Raw genomic sequence first — 18,801 nt, 5'->3', positions numbered from 1 at the left:
GGCTGGCGCATAGCATCGATCACTCCATAACAAAAACAATGGAGTGACTCATGAAGTCTGCAAAACACTATTGGCTACCCTGCGCAGCCGGCCTGCTTGCCCTGGGATTGACCGGGTGCCTGAGCGGGTCAGGCGGCAGCTCCAGCAACAAGACCCCCAAACCTGATCTGAGCCTGGCGGTTCTCTCCAGCGCCATGGACCAGGTCAGCGGTGGCGATGTACTGGTGACCATCAAGGGTGATCCCGAGCTGCTGGAACAGGAGATGGATGAGCTGGAATTCTGGGTCAACAACCAAACCGTCACTCCAACCAGGATGAATGAACGCAACGATCAGCTCGAGATACTGATCGATGGACTGGAACTCGGTGAGAACCAGCTGGAGCTGCAACACAAGACACACGGCCGCCTGGACCAGCTGGAGCTGGTCAACCATCCGCTTGAAGGCCCCATCTTCTCCGGCCCACACCAATACCCCTTTGTCTGTTCCGTCACGGTAGAGCTGGGAAAACAGCCTCTCATCGATACCGATGGAGATATGGGCTTTCCGGTTCTGGATGAAGGCGGCAACCAGATCGGTCTCAGCAAGGACTGCGCCATAGAGACCTTTGTCGAGTTCAAGTACTACTCCACCGCGGTGAACGATTACCTGCCGTTGCCGAGTGACGGTAGCCGGCCAGCGGACATGGCCACCACCAAACTGACCGATGGCCGCGAAGTGGACTTCATCGTCCGTCATGAGCAAGGCACCATCAATCGGTTCATCTACAGCTTTGCCACCCTGGCCAATATCAATGACCAGACCGACACGACCTCCACCAATAACTGGAACGGTCGCCTGCTCTACCACTTCCTGGGTGGCGTGGGGATCGGCCATAGCCAGGGCCGCGTGGACAGGCGGGCACTGGCGCCGGAAGTACTGGGCAAGGGCTATGCCGTCATCTTCTCCACCGCCAACCGCACCAGCACCCACTACAATCTGCAGTTGGCCGGCGAGACCGCGCTGATGGTCAAGGAGCACTTCACCAAGCGCTTCGGCGTGCCCGACTACACCGTGGCCATCGGCGGTTCCGGCGGCGGTATCCAGCAGTACGTATTCGCCCAGAACCACCCCGGCCTGCTGGACGCTGGTGTTCCGCAGTACTCCTACCCGGATATGGTCACCCAGATCATCCACGTCGGTGACTGTGAGTTGCTGGAGCACTACATGGATGTCACCGACAGGCACAACCCAAAGTGGCGCCTCACTGAGAACCGCAGCCTGCTGGTCGGACTCAATGCCGAGGAGGACTACCCCGACCCACTGGCTGATGCCAAGCAGATGCTCGGATACAGCACCGCCCCCGGCAGCAGCGAGTGTCTTCCCGCCTGGCGCGGACTGACCCCGCTGGTGATGAACCCGCACTATGGCGAAGCGCGCAACCAGCAGCACATGCAGCCTCCCGGCATCATGGATAGCGTCGAATGGTCCCATTTCGACGATCTGCGCAATATCTATGGCACCACCGAAGATGGCAAGCTGCGCCCCATGTTCGACAACCTAGGTGTGCAGTATGGGCTGCGGGCGTTTGTCGACGGGGAAATCACCGCCGAGGAATTCCTGGATCTGAATGAACAGGTTGGCGGCTGGAAAGACCCCAGTGAAATGCATCAGGAGGGCTTCCCCTATCTCGGCAGCGTGGAGGATGTGCAGGAAGGCAGGATCGCCTTCGACCCCTGGAGCCGCGCCAATATGAACCTGAGCACAGGCGAGGGCCCGGCGCCACGCACCACAGGTGATATGGTCGCCTTCAATGCGGCCTACTCATCGGGGATGGTCTATGACGGTCAACTGGATATTCCGGTGATCGACTGGCGCCATTACCTGGAAGAGGTGCTGGATATGCACAATACCCATCAATCCTTCTCGGGGCGGCAGCGCATTCGCAACAAGATGGGCCATTCGGACAACCAGATCATCTGGTTCACCGATGCCCGGCCAACTCTTCCGGCGGGTAAGCCGGGGGATCGACCACGGCCACAGGATGATTTCGACCAGACCTGGATGGCCCTGGACGTACTGCACGAGTGGCTGATGAACATCAAGGCCAACCCGGAGGCCAGTATCGCCGAAAACAAGCCGCAGGAGGCGGTGGATAGCTGCTTCGACCGTGAGGGCAAGTTGCTGCACAGTGGCGAAGAGGTCTGGAACGGCATTATCGACGACCAGCCGCTGGGGGCCTGCGCCGATCTGTTCCCCACCTACAGCACATCGCGTATGGAGGCAGGTGGCCCGATTGAAGGCAGCATATTCAAGTGCTCTCTCAAACCCCTGTCCACCGCGCTGAATGATGGAACCTACGGCAGCTGGAGCCCCAGCCCCGCTCAGATTGCCCGCCTGGAAGCCATCCACCCCGACGGAGTCTGCGACTACAGCCAGCCGGACCAGGGCAGACCGCAGGGCTGAGAAAAAGAAAACCGGTACGCCACGGAGGACGTACCGGTTCTTTCATCCCAAACCCCTTATTTCAGGTACGGTATTCGGCGTTGATCCGTACGTACTCGTGGGACAGGTCAGTGGTCCAGATGGTCTCGCTGATCTCGCCCCGACCCAACTCGATACGAATGGTGATCTCGGCCTGGGCCATGACCCGCGCACCCTGCTCCTCGGTGTACTCGGCCGCACGCCCGCCGTTGCGAGTGATGCACACCTCGTCGAGGTAGACATCGATCCGCTCCACATCCAGCTCCGGCACCCCGGCGTAGCCGACCGCTGCCAGAATCCGGCCCCAGTTCGGGTCGGAGGCGAACAAGGCAGTCTTGATCAGCGGCGAGTGGGCAACCGCATAAGCCACATCCAGACATTCGTCACGATTGGCACCGCCATTGACCTGCACAGTGACGAACTTGGTGGCCCCTTCGCCATCACGGACGATCGCCTGGGCCAGCTCCAGCATGACCGCATTCACCGCCTCGGCCAGTTGCGCGTATTCGGCGCTGGTCAGATCGGTGATTTCCGTCATCGCCGCCTGACCGGTGGCAATCAGCATGCAGGAATCGTTGGTGCTGGTGTCGCCATCGATGGTGATGCGGTTGAAGGACAGGTCGGCGGCCTGGCGCAGCATGTGTTGCAGCACCGGCTGCGCGACCTTGGCGTCGGTAGCCACATAACCGAGCATGGTCGCCATGTTCGGGCGGATCATGCCGGCACCCTTGGAGATACCGGTGATGGTGATGGTCTGCCCGGCCAGGCTGAGCTGCCGGCTGGCACCCTTGGGCAGGGTATCGGTGGTCATGATGCCTTCGGCGGCGGCGGCCCAGTTGTCTTCGGTCAGGTCATCCAGCGCCTGCGGCAGTACCGCAATGATCTTGTCCGCCGGCAGCAGCTCGCCAATCACCCCGGTACTGAACGGCAGTACCTGGCCGGGCTCGACCTGGGTCAGGTTCGCCAGTTCGTCACAGGTGCGCAGCGCCGCCTGCATGCCGGGCTGGCCGGTACCGGCATTGGCGTTACCGGTATTCACCAGCAGGTAACGTGGCGCGTTGGCCAGGTGCTGCTTGCACAGGGTCACCGGGGCGGCGCAGAAGGCGTTGGTGGTGAATACGCCGGCGATACTGGCGCCGACGGCAGCCTGCATGACCACCACATCCTTGCGCCCCGCACGCTTGATCCCGGCGGAGGCGATACCGAGGCGAAATCCGGGAACCGGGTGAAGAGTCGGGAGGGGGCCAAGACCGACGGGCATGAAAAGAACTCCAGAAATAGAATGGATGGAAATTGAATGGTTTTGACACTCTACAGCGTCATCCCCGCGCTCTCCATCCCATCACCCTCGGCGCAGGCCGAGGATCCATGGTTCCGGTTGACTCCGAGTGGCCGGTGGATCCTTCGCCTTCGCGAAGGATGACATGGAGATGCAAGGATGGCGGGGCTATGTGAACAGCATTGCCCTCGCGGCTAATAACGAGACCTCGCGCTCAGCCTATCTTGCCGTGGCACTGCTTGTACTTCTTGCCCGAGCCACAGGGACAGGGATCATTGCGGCCGATCTTGGGACCGTCGCGGGTGATCGGGCTGGCTGGTGCGGGTGCACCCTGCTCCGCCGTGGGCTGCTGCTCTTCGGGATCTTCGCCCACACCAGGCACGGCGTCATGCTTGAACTGCATGCGCTTGGCCAGTTCCTCGGCCTGCTGGCGCAGCCGCGCTTCCTCTTCGGCCGGATCTTCGCGGCGTACCTGCACATGGCTGAGGACACGAATGGTATCGTGCTTGATCGAGTCGAGCATCTCCTCGAACAGGCTGAAGGCTTCGCGCTTGTATTCCTGTTTCGGGTTCTTCTGTGCGTAGCCGCGCAGATGAATACCCTGACGCAGATGATCCATGGTCGCCAGATGCTCTTTCCACAGGTCATCCAGCACCCGCAACAGCATCTGCTTCTCGAAGCTGCGCAGCGCTTCCGGACCGGTCAGCTGTTCCTTCTCGGTATACGCAGCGATCAGCGCCTCGCGTACCCGCTCGCGCACGCCTTCCTCATGCAGGGCATCATCTTCATCCAGCCACTGCTGGATCGGCAGATCCAGTGCCAGCTCGGTACGCAGATGCTGCTCCAGCGCCGGGATATCCCATTGTTCGGGTACGCTCTGTGGCGGCATGTACTGGCTGATGCAGCTTTCCACCACGTCATCGCGGATGGCCTTGATGGTGTCTTCGACGGTGTCGGCAGCGAGAATCTCGTTGCGCTGGGTGTAGATCACCTTGCGCTGTTCGTTGGCCACGTCATCGTATTCCAGCAGTTGCTTGCGGATGTCGAAGTTGCGCCCTTCGACCTTGCGCTGGGCCTTCTCGATGGCGTTGGTGACCATGCGGTGCTCGATGGCCTCGCCCTTCTCCATGCCCAGTGCCTTCATGAAGTTCTTCACCCGGTCGGAGGCGAAGATGCGCATGAGGTTGTCTTCCAGCGACAGGTAGAAGCGGCTGGAGCCAGGGTCACCCTGACGACCGGAACGACCACGCAACTGGTTGTCGATCCGCCGCGATTCATGGCGCTCACAGGCAATGATGTGCAGACCGCCGGCATCCAGCACCTGCTGGTGACGTTCCTGCCATTCGGCCTTGATCTGGTCAATCTGCTCGGGGGTGGGATTCTCCAGGCTGGCGATCTCCGCCTCCCAGCTACCGCCGAGGATGATGTCAGTACCACGACCCGCCATGTTGGTGGCGATGGTCACGGCGCCGGGACGGCCCGCCTGGGCGATGATCTCGGCTTCCTTCTCGTGGTACTTGGCGTTCAGTACCTGGTGCGCGATGCCTTCCTTGTTCAGCAGCTGGGAAACCACCTCGGAGGACTCGATCGAGGCGGTACCAACCAGCACCGGACGACCGTTTTCCCGACAGTCCTTGATATCCGCTGCAATGGCGGCGAACTTCTCACCGATGGTCAGGTACACCAGGTCGTTGTAGTCCTTGCGGATCATCGGCTTGTTGGTCGGGATCACCACCACGTCCAGGCCGTAGATCTGGCGGAACTCGAAGGCTTCGGTGTCGGCGGTACCGGTCATGCCGGCCAGTTTGTTGTACAGGCGGAAGTAGTTCTGGAAGGTGGTCGATGCCAGGGTCTGGCTCTCGGCCTGGATGTTCAGGCCCTCCTTCGCCTCGATGGCCTGATGCAGCCCCTCGGACAGGCGACGACCCGGCATGGTCCGGCCGGTATGCTCGTCCACCAGCAGCACCTGGCCATCCTGCACTATGTACTCGACATCCCGGTGGAACAGGGTGTGGGCACGCAGCGCGGAATGCACATGATGCAGCAGGTTCAGGTTCTGCGCCTGGTACAGGCTGTCACCCTCGGCCAGCAGGCCCTCGCGGGTGAGTAGCTCCTCGACGTACTGGTGGCCTTCCTCGTTGAGTTCGACCTGGCGGGTCTTCTCGTCGATATAGTAATGGCCGTCCACACCCTCTTCGCCTTCCTCGGCCTTGATGCCGCGCTTGAGCTGCGGCATCAGCTTGTTGATGCTGGTGTACAGCTTGGAGCTGTCCTGCGCCGGGCCGGAAATGATCAACGGGGTCCGCGCCTCGTCGATCAGAATGGAGTCCACCTCGTCGACGATGGCAAAGTTCAGCTCACGCTGGAATTTGTCTTCCAGGCGGAAGGCCATGTTGTCGCGCAGGTAGTCGAAGCCGAGTTCGTTGTTGGTACCGTAGGTAATGTCGCAGCGATAGGCGGCGCGCTTTTCCTCCGGGTCCTGGAATGGCACCACCACGCCGACGGACAAGCCGAGGAACTCATGCAATGGGCGCATCAGGTTGGCGTCACGGCGGGCCAGATAGTCGTTGACCGTGACCACGTGTACGCCCTTGCCGGACAGGGCGTTGAGGTAGGCCGGCAGCGTCGAGACCAGGGTCTTGCCTTCACCGGTCTTCATCTCCGCGATCTTGCCTTCATGCAGCACCAGGCCACCGATGAGCTGCACATCGAAGTGGCGCATGCCCATCACCCGCTTGCTCGCCTCACGCACCAGCGCGAAGGCTTCCGGCAGGATGGAATCGAGACTTTCGCCCTTGCTTACGCGCTCCTTGTATTCGATGGTCTTGGCCTTGAGCTGATCATCACTCAGACCATTCAAGCCTTCTTCGAGGGCGTTGACGGCATGCACGATCTTGCTCATGCGCTTCAACTCACGCTCGTTCTTGCTTCCAAACATTTTCTTCAATAAAGGCGCAAACATAGTCGACTTCGATATCCGTTTGGTGAAGGTGATACTGACCCGTGCACAGGCCATTCACCGGAAAAAAACCATTCTACTCTGAAAGTCTCGAGACAATAAACTGCGGCGACCCACAGGGGGAAAGGCAAGGCGGGATGGGGATCATCCACGCTCCGCCGTAGCGGAGCATGGAACAGCTGCAGAGGGATCAGTTCAGAGCGAGGAAACGGGCCGGATTGATGGCCATACCGTTACGGTAGACCTCCAGATGCAGGTGCGGCCCGGTCGAGCGGCCGGTGGAGCCGACCGTGGCGATCTGCTCGCCCTTCTTCACCAGGTCGCCCTTCTTCACCTGCAACTCGTGGGCGTGCGCGTAGCGGGTCTTGTAACCACCGGCGTGGGTGATCTCCACCATGTTGCCGTAGGCGCCACGGCGCCCGGAGAAGGTCACCACACCAGCCCCGACCGCATGGATCGGCGTGCCACGCGGCGCGGCGAAATCCAGCCCCGAGTGGATCGCGACGCGTTTGGTGATCGGGTCAGTGCGCCGGCCAAAGCCGGAGGAGATGTAGCCGGTCTGTACCGGGGTGAAGTCCAGCGCCGCGTTGGCATCGGTCTTGCGATTGAGCATCAGCTCCTCGAGCAGGCGCAGCTGCTGGGTGCGGTCCTCGATGCGCGCGGTCAGGCGATCGAGTACCACCTGGATATCCGCCCCCTCGTACGAGGTGCTTTCGCTCCGCAACTCCGGGCCGCCCATGCCGGGATCGGTATTGAAATCGAACTCGCCGTCGGACAGCTCAGCCAGCTCGGTCAGGCGCTCACCCAGGGCATCAAGGCGGGAAAGGCGGGTCTGCAACCGACCCAGCTGCTGGGTCATGTGCTCCAGCTGCACCTGGGATTCTTCCTTTATATAGTCGGAGCCCGGCTCATAGCCTTGCATCGACTGCTGCCAGATGTGCTCATAGTCCAGCGCGGCGGTGACATCCTCGGGCGCCTTGTCCGCTCCGAGCAGTTGCCAGGTCAGCAGCGCTGCAGCGACCGGCATGGCGAGTATGCCCAGCACGCCGCCGAGGACCCAGGGTGAACCAAGGGTCAACGCCTTGGTGGCGCCCTGGCGCCCGGTAAGAATGATGATGTTCACTTGAAAGATCCCCAAAACGTTCCTGCGGTTCTGTTACGATGACCGCTGTTAAGTCACTCCGGATGGCAGCTCAGAGATTCCATGTCCTTTCATCCCCTGGATGCGCGTCGCCCGGGCGACCTGCTAAGAACCCATTCCACCCTGAAGGGCCTTTTCAACCAGGCTCGGGCTGTCGAGCGATTGCAGATCCTGCTTGACTCCGTTCTGGAACCTGCAGCCCGTGAGCACTGCCGCGCAGCCTCCTATCGCGATGGTCTGTTACGGCTGCTGGTATCCGACAGTCAATGGGCGACCCGGATCCGCTACCAGCAAAAACGCCTCATCCGACAATTGCAGGCCTACACGGAATTCGCAACCTTAACGAAAATACACTGCAAGGTACAACCGCCATTGGTCAAAAAAGCGCCACCAGTTCGCAAAATGAAGCGGTCAAATGTCGCAGCTGAGAGTTTGACCGAAACCGCGGAGCAAATACGCGACCCCAACTTGCGTTCAGCGCTGGAACGTCTGGCCAAACATCACCGCGGAGAATTCTGAACTCCTGGGGTTGCAGCCATCTGCGAACAAATAAAAAACGGCCACCGAGGTGGCCGTCAAACGAAACGAGGAAATGTCAGACCGCAGCGGCCGGGCGCATGAAGGAGATGGGTGCGGTCCCGGCATCTTCGAAGGTGACTATTTCCCAGGCATCTGCATTGGCCAGCAGCGCGCGCAACAGCTTGTTGTTGAGTGCATGTCCCGACTTGAAGCCGCGGAACTCACCCACCAGGCTCTTGCCCAGCAGATAAAGATCACCGATGGCATCGAGAATCTTGTGCTTGACGAACTCGTCCTCGTACCGCAGGCCGTCTTCGTTGAGTACACGATACTCATCCACCACGATGGCGTTATCCACGCTGCCACCCAGCGCCAGATTCTGCGAACGCAGGTGTTCGATGTCGCGCATGAACCCGAAGGTGCGCGCACGACTGACTTCCTTGACGAAGGAAGTGCTGGAGAAATCCACGCTGGCGAACTGACTCCGGCCACGGAAGACCGGATGATCGAAGTCGATGCCGAACGATACCTTGAAGCCCTCGAAGGGAACGAAGGTAGCCGTCTTGCCATCTTCCTCGACAGTGATTTCACGCTTGATGCGTATGAACTGTTTCGGTGCCTCCTGCTCTTCGATGCCCGCTGACTGAATCAGGAACACGAAGGGTCCGGCACTGCCATCCATGATCGGCACCTCGGGTGCACTGAGCTCCACCACGGCGTTGTCGATACCCAGACCGGCCATGGCAGACAGCAAGTGCTCGACTGTATCCACCTTGACTCCATCCTTGACCAGGGTGGTGGACATGGTGGTTTCGCCGACGAACTCCGCACGCGCCGGGATCTCGACCACGGGGTCGAGATCGGTCCGACGGAACACGATTCCGCTGTCCACAGGCGCCGGTTTCAGGGTGAGATAGACCTTCTCACCCGAATGCAGGCCAACACCGGTGGCCCGGATGATGTTCTTCAGTGTGCGTTGTCTGATCATGCTTGAACTGGCTTCCGCTCTAGTTGCGAATAATTTTCAACAAGTGGCGCGTAGCATAGCAAATTTCGCCTTTGTTGAACACTAATCAGCCCTATCCAACCGATTGAATCCATCAATCGGCTTGCCGACGCAGGAACGCTGGAATGTCCAGATAATCCAGATCTTCCGCCGGCTGACTCAGGCGTGCCGCTGTCGCGTGGCCACCACCGGAGTTGCGCATGACGGTCGGACGGTCCAGGTCGCGATAGTTCGGCGCAGTGGTTTCAGACTGACGAACGGGCTGCGGCGCAGCGGTATTGTCCACCACCTTGATCGGCTTCTCGATACGCGCACCCAGACCGGTGGCGACCACGGTAACCCGCAGTTCATCACGCAGCTCGGGGTCGATCACGGTGCCGACCACCACGGTGGCGGTTTCCGAAGCGAACTCCTCGACGGTGTTACCCACTTCGGAGAACTCACCCAGTGACAGGTCGGGACCAGCAGTGATATTGACCAGGATGCCACGGGCGCCCATCAGGTTGACGTCTTCCAGCAGCGGGCTGCGGATCGCCGCTTCGGCCGCTTCACGGGCACGGTTCGGGCCGCTGGCGTGGCCGGTACCCATCATGGCCATACCCATTTCGCTCATGACGGTCTTCACGTCGGCGAAGTCGACGTTGATCATGCCGGGACGGATGATCAGGTCGGCGATGCCCTGGACCGCACCCAGCAGCACGTCGTTGGCCTTGCTGAAGGCAGACAGCAGGCTGGCGTCCTTGCCCAGCACGGTGAGCAGCTTCTCGTTGGGGATGGTGATCAGCGAGTCGACGTGCTGACCCAGCTCACGGATGCCCTCTTCGGCGATCTGCATGCGCTTGCGCCCTTCGAAGGGGAACGGCTTGGTCACTACCGCCACGGTCAGAATGCCCATTTCGCGAGCCACTTCGGCCACGATCGGTGCGGCACCGGTACCGGTACCGCCGCCCATGCCGGCGGTGATGAACACCATATCCGAACCCTGCAGCACTTCGGCGATGCGCTCGCGGTCCTCGATCGCCGCTTCACGGCCGATCAGCGGGTTGGCGCCGGCGCCCAGGCCCTTGGTCACCGCCGAGCCCAGCTGCAGCACGGTACGTGCGGTCATGTTCTTGAGTGCCTGCGCATCGGTGTTGGCGCAGATGAAGTCGACGCCTTCAACGTTGTTGATCACCATGTGCTGGAGCGCGTTACCGCCACCACCACCAACGCCGACGACTTTGATTACCGCGTTTTGCGGGAGGTTATCGATCAATTCAAACATGGTCCCATCTCCTCGAGTTCGATACTCGTCTTGTTTCGTTTTGTTTCGTTTCGTGGTTACTGCCATCCCGGATTACCCGGGTGCCCGCTTCTGCGGGTCTGTTAAAAATTCCCCTTGAACCACCGCTTCACCTTGATCAGCGGTGACTCCCTGCTCTGCTCCGAACTACTGTGACCTCCGTCGGCATGGTGCTTCATGCCGTAGTGCAGCAACCCTACTCCGGTGGAGTAGATGGGATTGCGCACCACATCAGCCAGTCCCTTGAATTCCTGCGGCACGCCCAGGCGTACCGGCATGTGGAATATCTCTTCGGCCAGTTCGACGGCGCCTTCCATCTTGGCGGTGCCGCCGGTCAATACGATGCCGGCCGGTATCATGTCTTCGTACCCTGAACGGCGCAGCTCGGCCTGGATCAGGGTGAACAGCTCGTCGTAACGCGGCTCGACCACCTCGGCCAGTGCCTGGCGCGACAGGTCACGCGGTGGCCGCTCGCCAACACTCGGGACCTTGATGGTTTCCTCGGGGCCGGCCAGTTTGGCCAGCGCACAGGCGTAGCGGATCTTGATCTCTTCGGCATGCTGGGTCGGGGTGCGCAGCGCCATGGCGATGTCATTGGTGACCTGGTCGCCAGCGATCGGAATCACCGCGGTATGGCGGATGGCGCCTTCGGTGAAGATGGCGATATCGGTGGTACCACCGCCGACGTCGACCATGCACACGCCCAGCTCCTTCTCGTCCTCGGTGAGCACCGAGTAGCTGGAAGCCAGTTGTTCGAGGATCACGTCCTCGACCTCCAGGCCGCAGCGACGGATGCACTTCTCGATGTTCTGCACCGCGTTCATCGCGCAGGTCACCAGGTGCACCTTGGCCTCCAGCCGCACCCCGGACATGCCACGCGGCTCGCGCACGCCTTCCTGGTTATCGATCACATATTCCTGCGGCAGGATGTGCAGCACCTTCTGGTCGGCGGGAATGGCCACCGCCTGGGCCGCATCCAGTACCCGCTCGATATCCGCCTGCACCACCTCGCCTTCGCGGATGGCAACGATGCCATGGGAGTTCATGCTGCGGATGTGATTGCCGGCGATGCCGGCGAACACCGAGTGAATCTGGCAGCCAGCCATCAGCTCCGCCTCTTCGATGGCGCGCTGGATGGACTGCACGGTGGACTCGATATTCACCACCACGCCCTTCTTCATCCCCCGGGACGGATGCGAACCGATACCGACGATTTCCAACTCGCCGTCGGCACCTATCTCGCCGACCAGAGCGACCACCTTGGAGGTGCCGATATCCAGCCCGACGATCATCCTGCTACCCTGCTTGCTTGCCATGATTACTCGTTACTCCCCGTTTCAACCGTCGCTGGCTCGCGCCACGCCACTGCCATGCCATTGCTGTAGCGCAGGTCGACCCGCGCTATGAGTTCGCGGCGTTCGGACAACATCAACTTGTCGATGGCCAGGAACCGCTGCATTTTTTCCACCACATCATCACGCCCCAACAGGATCTCGATACCCTCGCGGGTGGTCAGGAACCAGCTGCCGCGGTCACGCATTTCCAGTCGCGCCACACCATGGCCATAGGGCCGCAGCAGCCGATTGAACTGCTGGTAGGTCTGCATCACCCTCTCCTTGGCGCGCTCCGGGCCGTTCAACTGCGGCAGCCCGCGGAAGCTGTCGATCCGCTCCGGCGCGAAGGCACGACCGGCGTTGTTCAGCAGCGCCGTATCGCCCCAGCGCGCCACTGGCAGATGTTCGTCCAGGGTGATCACCAACTGGTCCGGCCAGACCCGGGTCACTGCCGCGCCGGCAACCCAGGGCATGCCCAGCAGGTCGGTGCGCAGCGCGTCCAGATCGATAGTCAACAGGCTTTCGTCCAGATACGGGGCGATGGCCTGATGTACCGAATCCCGATCGATGTACTGCAGATCACCCTCGACGCTGATCAGGCTGATCGGCCGCTGTGCCAGCGGCTGCAGGCGGTTCGCCAGTTCGTACAGGCCCATGCCCAGGATCACCAGCAGCAAAGGCCAGAGCAGCTGCTGCACCCGCTTGCCCGCTCCCTGCCATGACGGCAACGCCAGGCGCGGCCAGCTGCGCGGGGCCGGCGGGGTGACGCGCACAGCGCCACGGTTCGGCGAATGGCGCCGTCCCGCAGTTCTGCCTGCGCGCTGGTCCCGTATCATCAGCCCCAACATCGCTGTTCCTCAGTAACGGGCACTGGCGAGGATCGCCAGCACCAGGTCGGTGAAACTCATGCCGGCGGCCGCAGCCGCCATCGGCACCAGACTGTGGTCGGTCATGCCCGGCGCGGTGTTGACTTCCAGCAGGTAGAAGCTGCCATCGCTGTCCTGCATCACGTCGACCCGACCCCAACCCCGGCAGCCGACGGCATCGAAGGCGCGCAGGGAAAGCTCGGCCAGCTCGGCTTCGCGCTCCGCTGACAGGCCACAGGGGCACTGGTACTGGGTGTCGGAAGCCAGGTACTTGGCCTGGTAGTCGTAGAAGGTATTGGGCGTGCTCAGCCGGATCACCGGCAGCACCTTGCCATCGAGAATGCCGACGGTGAATTCCGCGCCGGTAATCCACTGCTCGACCAGCGCCACGTCGTCGTATTTCTGCGCTTGCGTCCAGGCGGCCTGGAGCCCGGCCAGGGATTCCACCTTGGCCATGCCGATGCTGGAGCCTTCATGGATCGGCTTGATGATCAGCGGGGTGCCCAGTTGCTCGACCACCGAGGGGCACTCCGACTCATCACGCAGCACCGCATACGCCGGGGTGGGCAGACCCAGGCTCTGCCAGACCTGCTTGGTACGCAGCTTGTCCATGGCCAGCGCCGAGGCCATCACACCGCTACCGGTGTAGGGCAAACGCAGGCATTCCAGCAGTCCCTGCAGGCTGCCATCCTCACCGCCACGACCGTGCAGCGCGATGAACACCCGATCGGGGCGCTCGGTAATCAGGCGCTCGGCCAGATCGGCGCCGGCATCGATACCGAAGGCATTCACGCCCGCGCCCTGCAGCGCGCTCAGCACCGCGGCGCCGGATTTCAGCGAGACCTCGCGTTCGGCGGAAGTACCGCCGTAGAGCACCGCGACTCGTCCAAAGGCTTTCACGTCGATCATCAGGCCTGATCTCCTTTCTGTTCATTGCCCAGGCGGGTCAGCGCCTCGGCCAGCTGTGGCGCCAGACCGCCGATATCGCCGGCGCCCTGGGTCAGCAGAATGTCACCCGGCTGCAATACGGCGCGCAGCAGCGGCAGGATGTCGGCATCACGCGCCACGTACAGCGGATCGATCTGGCCGCGCAGACGGATGCTGCGGCACAGATGCTTGCTGTCGGCACCCGGCACCGGCTCTTCGCCAGCGGGATAGACTTCCATCAGCAGCAATACGTTGGTTTCGCCCAGCACCTGCACGAAGTCCTCGTACAGATCGCGGGTGCGCGAATAGCGATGCGGCTGGTAGACCATCACCAATCGCCGCTCGGGCCAGCCGCCGCGCACGGCCTTGATCACCGCGGCGACTTCACGCGGATGATGGCCGTAATCGTCGACCAGCATCACATCCCCTTCCTCGCCCAGCGGGAAGTGACCGTGCACCTGGAAGCGCCGGCCAACACCCTCGAAGCTGGTCAGGCCCTTGACGATGGCCTCGTCGCTGACGCCTTCGTCGGCGGTCACGGCAATGGTCGCCAGGGCGTTGAGCACGTTGTGCACGCCGGGCATGTTGACGTACACGCGCAGCGGATCGTGTCCTTCGCGCAGCACGGTGAAGTGGGTCTGCATGCCGCGCTGCTCGATATCCACAGCGCGGATGTCGGCTTCTTCCGACTGGCCGTAGGTGATTACCTGGCGGTTTATCTGCGGCAGGATCTCGCGCACTACCGGATCGTCGATGCACAGCACTGCCAGGCCGTAGAACGGCAGGTTGTGCAGGAAATCGACGAAGGTGCGCTTGAGGCGGTTGAAGTCGCCCTCGTAGGTTGCCATGTGGTCGAAGTCGATGTTGGTGACGATCGCCGCCATCGGCTGCAGATGCAGGAAGGAGGCATCGCTTTCATCGGCCTCGGCCACCAGGTAGCGGCTCTCGCCCAGTTGCGCATTGGTACCGGCGCTGGTCAGCCGGCCACCGATGACGAAGGTCGGACTCAGGCCCTCGGCCGCCAGCACCGAGGCCACCAGGCTGGTGGTGGTGGTCTTGCCATGGGTGCCGGCCACCGCGATACCGTGGCGATAGCGCATCAGTTCGGCGAGCATTTCCGCGCGCGGCACCACCGGAATGCGCATTTCCATCGCCGCCGCCACTTCCGGGTTGCTCGGGTTGATGGCACTGGAGACCACCAGCACGTCGGCATTCTGCACATTCTCGGCCAGATGACCGATATCCACCCGGGCGCCGAAGCTCTCCAGGCGGGCGGTGATCGTCGAGCGTTTCAGGTCCGAACCGGACACTTCATAGCCCAGGTTGAGCAGCACCTCGGCGATGCCGCACATGCCCACACCGCCGATGCCGACGAAGTGGATGCGGCGTATACGGCGCATTGCCGGCAGGCTGAAGGTGGCCTTGGGACGTTTATCAGTGGTCACGGGCAACCTCCAGGCAGGCGCGAACCACGTCCGCTGTTGCGTCGGGTCTGGCCTGGTTGCGGGCATGGTCTGCCATCAGTCGTACAGTCTCCGGTTGGGTAAACAGGTTCTCGAGCCGCTGCGCCAGCAGCGCGGCGGTAAGGGTCTTCTGCGGCAGCAGCTCGGCTGCTCCGCGATCGGCCAGGTAGCGCGCATTGGCGCTCTGGTGGTCATCGATGGCATGCGGCAGCGGGATCAACAGCGACGGCCGGCCAGCGGCGGCCAGTTCGGCCACGGTCAATGCGCCGGCGCGGCAGACCACCACATCGGCCCAGGCATAGGCCTCGGCCATATCGGCAATGAAGGCTTCCACCTCGGCGCTGACGCCGGCACCGGCATAGCGCTCGCGGGCTGCCTGCACATGCTGCTTGCCGCACTGGTGGCGCACTTCCGGGCGCTGCGCGGCGGGCAACAGGGCCAGCGCTTCGGGCAGCAGCTCGTTCAGCGGCAAGGCCCCCAGGCTGCCGCCCAGCACCAGCAGACGTGGCGGGCGGCTGCCATCCCAGCTCATCGGCGGCACCTGGAAGATCTCCGCGCGCACCGGATTGCCGGTGCTGCGACGCCGGGCGTCGTCGGCAAAGCTGCCCTCGAAGCCTTCGCAGCGGCGCGCCGCCAGTTTCGCCAGCAGCCGGTTGGTGGTACCGACCACGGCATTCTGTTCATGGATCACCAGCGGGATGCGCCGCAACCAGGCCGCCACGCCGCCCGGGCCGGTGACATAACCGCCGGCACCCAGCACACACACCGGCTGCAGCTGGCGTACCACCTTGAGCGACTGCCACAGCGCGCGCAGCACCCGTACCGGCGCCTTGAGCAGATCGGCCTTGCCCTTGCCACGCAGGCCCTGGATATCGATGTAGTGCACCGGTATATGCGCTGCCGGAATCAGCTCGGCCTCGATGCCGCGGCGGGTGCCCAGCCAGTGCACCTCGTAGCCCTGCTGCTGCAGCAGGCGGGCGCAGGCCAGCGCCGGGAACACGTGTCCGCCGGTACCGCCAGCCATGATCAGCACCTTACTGGCCATCGGCAGCCTCCCGTAGCGCCTGCCGGCGCTCCCAGTCGATGCGCAACAGCAGTCCCAGACTGATGCAGCAGACCACCAGCGAACTGCCGCCATAACTGAGGAACGGCAAGGTCAACCCCTTGGTCGGCAGCAGACCGACGTTCACCCCGACGTTAATCAGCACCTGGCCGCACCACATGATCGCCAGGCCGTAGGCCAGATAGGCGGAGAAATAACGCCCGGCCTTTTCCGCCCACAGGCCGATGTACAGAGCCCGCACCGCGACGAAGATCAGCAGCGCGAAGGCGGCCAGGGCACCGATCAGGCCCAGCTCCTCGGCCAGTACCGCGAACACGAAATCGGTATGCGCTTCGGGCAGGTAGAACTGTTTCTGGATGCTGTTGCCCAGGCCGGTACCCAGCCATTCGCCGCGGCCGAAGGCGATCAGCGCCTGGGTCAGCTGGTAGCCGGTACCGTAGGGGTCGTTCCAGGGGTTGAGGAAACCGGTCAGCCGCTGCAGACGATAGGGTTCGAACAGCACCAGCAGCGCCGCCAGGCCACCCAGCGAGCCGAACAGCAGGGTGAAACGGAACAGCCCGACACCGCCGAGGAACAGCATGCCGGTGGCCGCGCCCATGAGTACCACCGTGGCGCCGAAATCCGGCTCGATGATCAGCAGCCAGGCCATCGGCCCGAGCACCATGAAGGGCTTGATGAAGCCGAACCACTCCTCCTTGACCTCGTCCCGGCGATGCACCAGGTAGCCGGCCAGGAACACCACGGCAAACAGCTTGGCCAGCTCCGACGGTTGCACGTTGATCGGCCCGACCGCGATCCAGCGCCAGCTGCCATTGACCTCGCGACCGACGCCTGGGATCAGTACCGCGATCAGCAGCGCGAAGCCGAGGAACAGCAGCGGGAAGCGGAACTGCTCCCACAGCCCGACCGGCACCGCCAGCGTCGCCAGCATCGCCAGCACGCCGATGATCATGTACACCAGTTGGCGGTTCATATAGTAGAGGGGATTGCCCAGTTGTCCGGCGGCCACTTCCATGGAGGCGGAGGTAACCATCACCAGTCCCAGACCGAGCAACGCCAGCCCACCGACCAGCAGCGGCAGGTCCATATCGAAGCGGCGCTCGCCGAGCAGCGGTGCCAGTGAGCGTTGCATGACGTCGGTGAGGATCATGCCGGCAGCCTCCCGACCGCGGCGGCGAACAACCGGCCACGCTCTTCGAAATTGCGGAACATGTCCAGGCTGGCACAGGCCGGCGACAGCAGCACGGCATCGCCCGGCTCGGCCACCGCAGCGGCGGCGGCCACCGCCTCATCCAGGTTGGTCACACGCTGCACCGGCACATGCTCAGCCAGCGCCTGCTCCAGCACCGGCGCATCACGACCCAGCAGGATCACCGCGCGGCACAGGCGACTGACCGGCTCGACCAGTGCCGAGAAATCAGCGCCCTTGCCATCGCCGCCGGCGATCAGTATCTGTTTGCCCTGCAGATCACTGCCGAAGCCCTCGATCGCGGCCAATGCCGCACCGACATTGGTCGCCTTGGAGTCATCGTAGTAATCCACACCGGCATGCTGGCCGAGCCACTGGCAGCGGTGCGGCAGGCCGGCGAACTCGCGCAGCGCCTGCAGCATGGCCGGCATCGGCAGGCCGACGGCATGCCCCAGGGCCAGCGCGGCCAGCGCGTTGGCCTGATTATGGGCACCACGAATCTTCAGCTCGGCCACCGGCAGCAGCGCCTTGAACTCGAAGGCCAGCCATTTCTCCCCGTCCTGCTCGATCAGGCCGAAGCCCTTGAAGTCGGGACGCGACAGGCCGAAGCTCCAGCACGGTAGTTGATCGGCCACCAGCGGGCGGGACAGCGCATCATCCCGATTGATCACCACCTGCCGTACGCCGCGGAAGATGCGGTGCTTGGCCAGATGGTAGGCGGCCAGATCGGCATAGCGATCCATATGGTCTTCGCTGATGTTGAGCACGGTGGCCACTTCGGCGTTCAGCGCCTGGGTGGTTTCCAACTGGAAGCTGGACAGCTCCAGTACGTACAGATCCGGCTGTTCATCCAGCAGATCCAGCGCCGGCGTGCCAATATTGCCGCCAACCGCCACCCGCTTGCCGGCCTGCTCTGCCATGGCCCCGACCAGGGTGGTCACGGTGCTCTTGGCGTTGGAGCCGGTGATGGCGATGATCGGCGCCCGGGCCTCGCGGGCGAACAGTTCGATATCACCCACCACGCTGACCCCGGCCTGCAACGCGGCCTGGATCGCTGGCGTCGACAGGGGAATACCGGGATTGACGATCAGCTCACCGGCACTGCACAGCAGATCGCTATCCAGCTCGCCCAGGTACAGGTCGGCCATCGGCGCGAAGCGCTTCAACTGGTCGACGCCCGGCGGATTGGCGCGGGTATCACAGACGGCGAACGGCAAACCACGGCCGGCCAGATACCGGGCGACCGATAAACCGGTTACCCCGAGTCCGACGATGATCCGTTGCTTGTCCGTGGAAATCAGTGACACCTTG

The 18,801-nt window shown here is 62.7% G+C and carries 14 protein-coding genes; 2 read left to right on the top strand and 12 right to left on the bottom strand.

Annotation, left to right across the window (positions count from 1 at the left end; genetic code table 11):
* Positions 1-50 precede the first annotated feature (50 nt).
* On the top strand, positions 51-2,444 hold the full coding sequence (locus tag CQ007_RS01210) for a DUF6351 family protein (protein WP_218278802.1): 2,394 nt from the start codon (positions 51-53) through the stop codon (positions 2,442-2,444).
* Between the two features lie 61 nt (positions 2,445-2,505).
* Here the strand turns inward: CQ007_RS01210 and argJ are convergent, their stop codons facing one another.
* The 3 genes from argJ to CQ007_RS01195 all read right to left on the bottom strand — a co-directional run bounded on the left by argJ (position 2,506) and on the right by CQ007_RS01195 (position 7,823).
* Positions 2,506-3,723, bottom strand: coding sequence for a bifunctional glutamate N-acetyltransferase/amino-acid acetyltransferase ArgJ (gene argJ, locus CQ007_RS01205; protein WP_105643087.1), 1,218 nt, complete (start codon positions 3,721-3,723; stop codon positions 2,506-2,508).
* Positions 3,724-3,955: 232 nt separating this feature from the next.
* Positions 3,956-6,703 (bottom strand): preprotein translocase subunit SecA, encoded by a 2,748-nt coding sequence (gene secA, locus CQ007_RS01200; RefSeq protein ID WP_105643086.1) that lies wholly within the window; start codon positions 6,701-6,703, stop codon positions 3,956-3,958.
* A gap of 187 nt (positions 6,704-6,890) precedes the next feature.
* On the bottom strand, positions 6,891-7,823 hold the full coding sequence (locus CQ007_RS01195) for a M23 family metallopeptidase (protein ID WP_146114521.1): 933 nt from the start codon (positions 7,821-7,823) through the stop codon (positions 6,891-6,893).
* 81 nt (positions 7,824-7,904) lie between these two features.
* Here CQ007_RS01195 and CQ007_RS01190 point away from each other — a divergent pair, with 81 nt between their 5' ends.
* A complete protein-coding gene (locus tag CQ007_RS01190) occupies positions 7,905-8,360 on the top strand; it encodes a DUF721 domain-containing protein (protein WP_105643084.1) in 456 nt (151 codons plus the stop codon).
* 76 nt (positions 8,361-8,436) lie between these two features.
* On the opposite strand, the gene lpxC is transcribed toward CQ007_RS01190, so the two are convergent.
* From lpxC to murD, 9 genes are all read right to left on the bottom strand, one after another.
* Positions 8,437-9,348 carry a UDP-3-O-acyl-N-acetylglucosamine deacetylase gene (gene lpxC / locus CQ007_RS01185; protein WP_105643083.1) on the bottom strand — a complete coding sequence of 304 codons (912 nt, stop codon included), beginning with the start codon at positions 9,346-9,348 and terminating at the stop codon, positions 8,437-8,439.
* Between the two features lie 112 nt (positions 9,349-9,460).
* Positions 9,461-10,630 carry a cell division protein FtsZ gene (gene ftsZ, locus CQ007_RS01180; RefSeq protein WP_105643082.1) on the bottom strand — a complete coding sequence of 390 codons (1,170 nt, stop codon included), beginning with the start codon at positions 10,628-10,630 and terminating at the stop codon, positions 9,461-9,463.
* Between the two features lie 101 nt (positions 10,631-10,731).
* A complete protein-coding gene (gene ftsA / locus CQ007_RS01175) occupies positions 10,732-11,964 on the bottom strand; it encodes a cell division protein FtsA (protein WP_105643081.1) in 1,233 nt (410 codons plus the stop codon).
* Positions 11,965-11,966: 2 nt separating this feature from the next.
* Complete coding sequence (locus CQ007_RS01170) at positions 11,967-12,830, bottom strand: cell division protein FtsQ/DivIB (protein ID WP_256582157.1); 864 nt, start codon at positions 12,828-12,830, stop codon at positions 11,967-11,969.
* 9 nt (positions 12,831-12,839) lie between these two features.
* Positions 12,840-13,757, bottom strand: a complete 918-nt coding sequence (locus CQ007_RS01165; RefSeq protein WP_105643080.1) for a D-alanine--D-alanine ligase — start codon at positions 13,755-13,757, stop codon at positions 12,840-12,842.
* On the bottom strand, positions 13,757-15,175 hold the full coding sequence (gene murC, locus CQ007_RS01160; protein WP_218278815.1) for a UDP-N-acetylmuramate--L-alanine ligase: 1,419 nt from the start codon (positions 15,173-15,175) through the stop codon (positions 13,757-13,759). Before murC ends, CQ007_RS01165 begins: the two co-directional genes overlap by 1 nt.
* A gap of 34 nt (positions 15,176-15,209) precedes the next feature.
* Positions 15,210-16,283, bottom strand: coding sequence for an undecaprenyldiphospho-muramoylpentapeptide beta-N-acetylglucosaminyltransferase (murG, locus tag CQ007_RS01155; RefSeq protein WP_105643078.1), 1,074 nt, complete (start codon positions 16,281-16,283; stop codon positions 15,210-15,212).
* Complete coding sequence (gene ftsW / locus CQ007_RS01150; RefSeq protein WP_256582176.1) at positions 16,273-17,448, bottom strand: putative lipid II flippase FtsW; 1,176 nt, start codon at positions 17,446-17,448, stop codon at positions 16,273-16,275. The genes murG and ftsW overlap by 11 nt, the downstream gene beginning before the upstream one ends.
* Positions 17,448-18,797, bottom strand: coding sequence for a UDP-N-acetylmuramoyl-L-alanine--D-glutamate ligase (murD, locus tag CQ007_RS01145; protein ID WP_105643076.1), 1,350 nt, complete (start codon positions 18,795-18,797; stop codon positions 17,448-17,450). Before murD ends, ftsW begins: the two co-directional genes overlap by 1 nt.
* Between the last annotated feature and the right edge of the window lie 4 nt (positions 18,798-18,801).

Source organism: Pseudomonas sp. MYb185 (assembly GCF_002979975.1).
In the GTDB taxonomy this organism is placed as follows: domain Bacteria; phylum Pseudomonadota; class Gammaproteobacteria; order Pseudomonadales; family Pseudomonadaceae; genus Halopseudomonas.
This window is presented reverse-complemented; position numbering and strand designations above follow the sequence as displayed.

Bases quoted from the DNA above. Each gene is read 5' to 3' on its own strand.
- CQ007_RS01210 (WP_218278802.1), top strand. From the start codon at position 51: ATGAAGTCTGCAAAACACTATTGGCTACCCTGCGCAGCCGGCCTGCTT.
- argJ (WP_105643087.1), bottom strand. From the start codon at position 3,723: ATGCCCGTCGGTCTTGGCCCCCTCCCGACTCTTCACCCGGTTCCCGGA.
- secA (WP_105643086.1), bottom strand. From the start codon at position 6,703: ATGTTTGCGCCTTTATTGAAGAAAATGTTTGGAAGCAAGAACGAGCGT.
- CQ007_RS01190 (WP_105643084.1), top strand. From the start codon at position 7,905: ATGTCCTTTCATCCCCTGGATGCGCGTCGCCCGGGCGACCTGCTAAGA.
- lpxC (WP_105643083.1), bottom strand. From the start codon at position 9,348: ATGATCAGACAACGCACACTGAAGAACATCATCCGGGCCACCGGTGTT.
- ftsZ (WP_105643082.1), bottom strand. From the start codon at position 10,630: ATGTTTGAATTGATCGATAACCTCCCGCAAAACGCGGTAATCAAAGTC.
- ftsA (WP_105643081.1), bottom strand. From the start codon at position 11,964: ATGGCAAGCAAGCAGGGTAGCAGGATGATCGTCGGGCTGGATATCGGC.
- CQ007_RS01170 (WP_256582157.1), bottom strand. From the start codon at position 12,830: ATGTTGGGGCTGATGATACGGGACCAGCGCGCAGGCAGAACTGCGGGA.
- CQ007_RS01165 (WP_105643080.1), bottom strand. From the start codon at position 13,757: ATGATCGACGTGAAAGCCTTTGGACGAGTCGCGGTGCTCTACGGCGGT.
- murC (WP_218278815.1), bottom strand. From the start codon at position 15,175: ATGCGCCGTATACGCCGCATCCACTTCGTCGGCATCGGCGGTGTGGGC.
- murG (WP_105643078.1), bottom strand. From the start codon at position 16,283: ATGGCCAGTAAGGTGCTGATCATGGCTGGCGGTACCGGCGGACACGTG.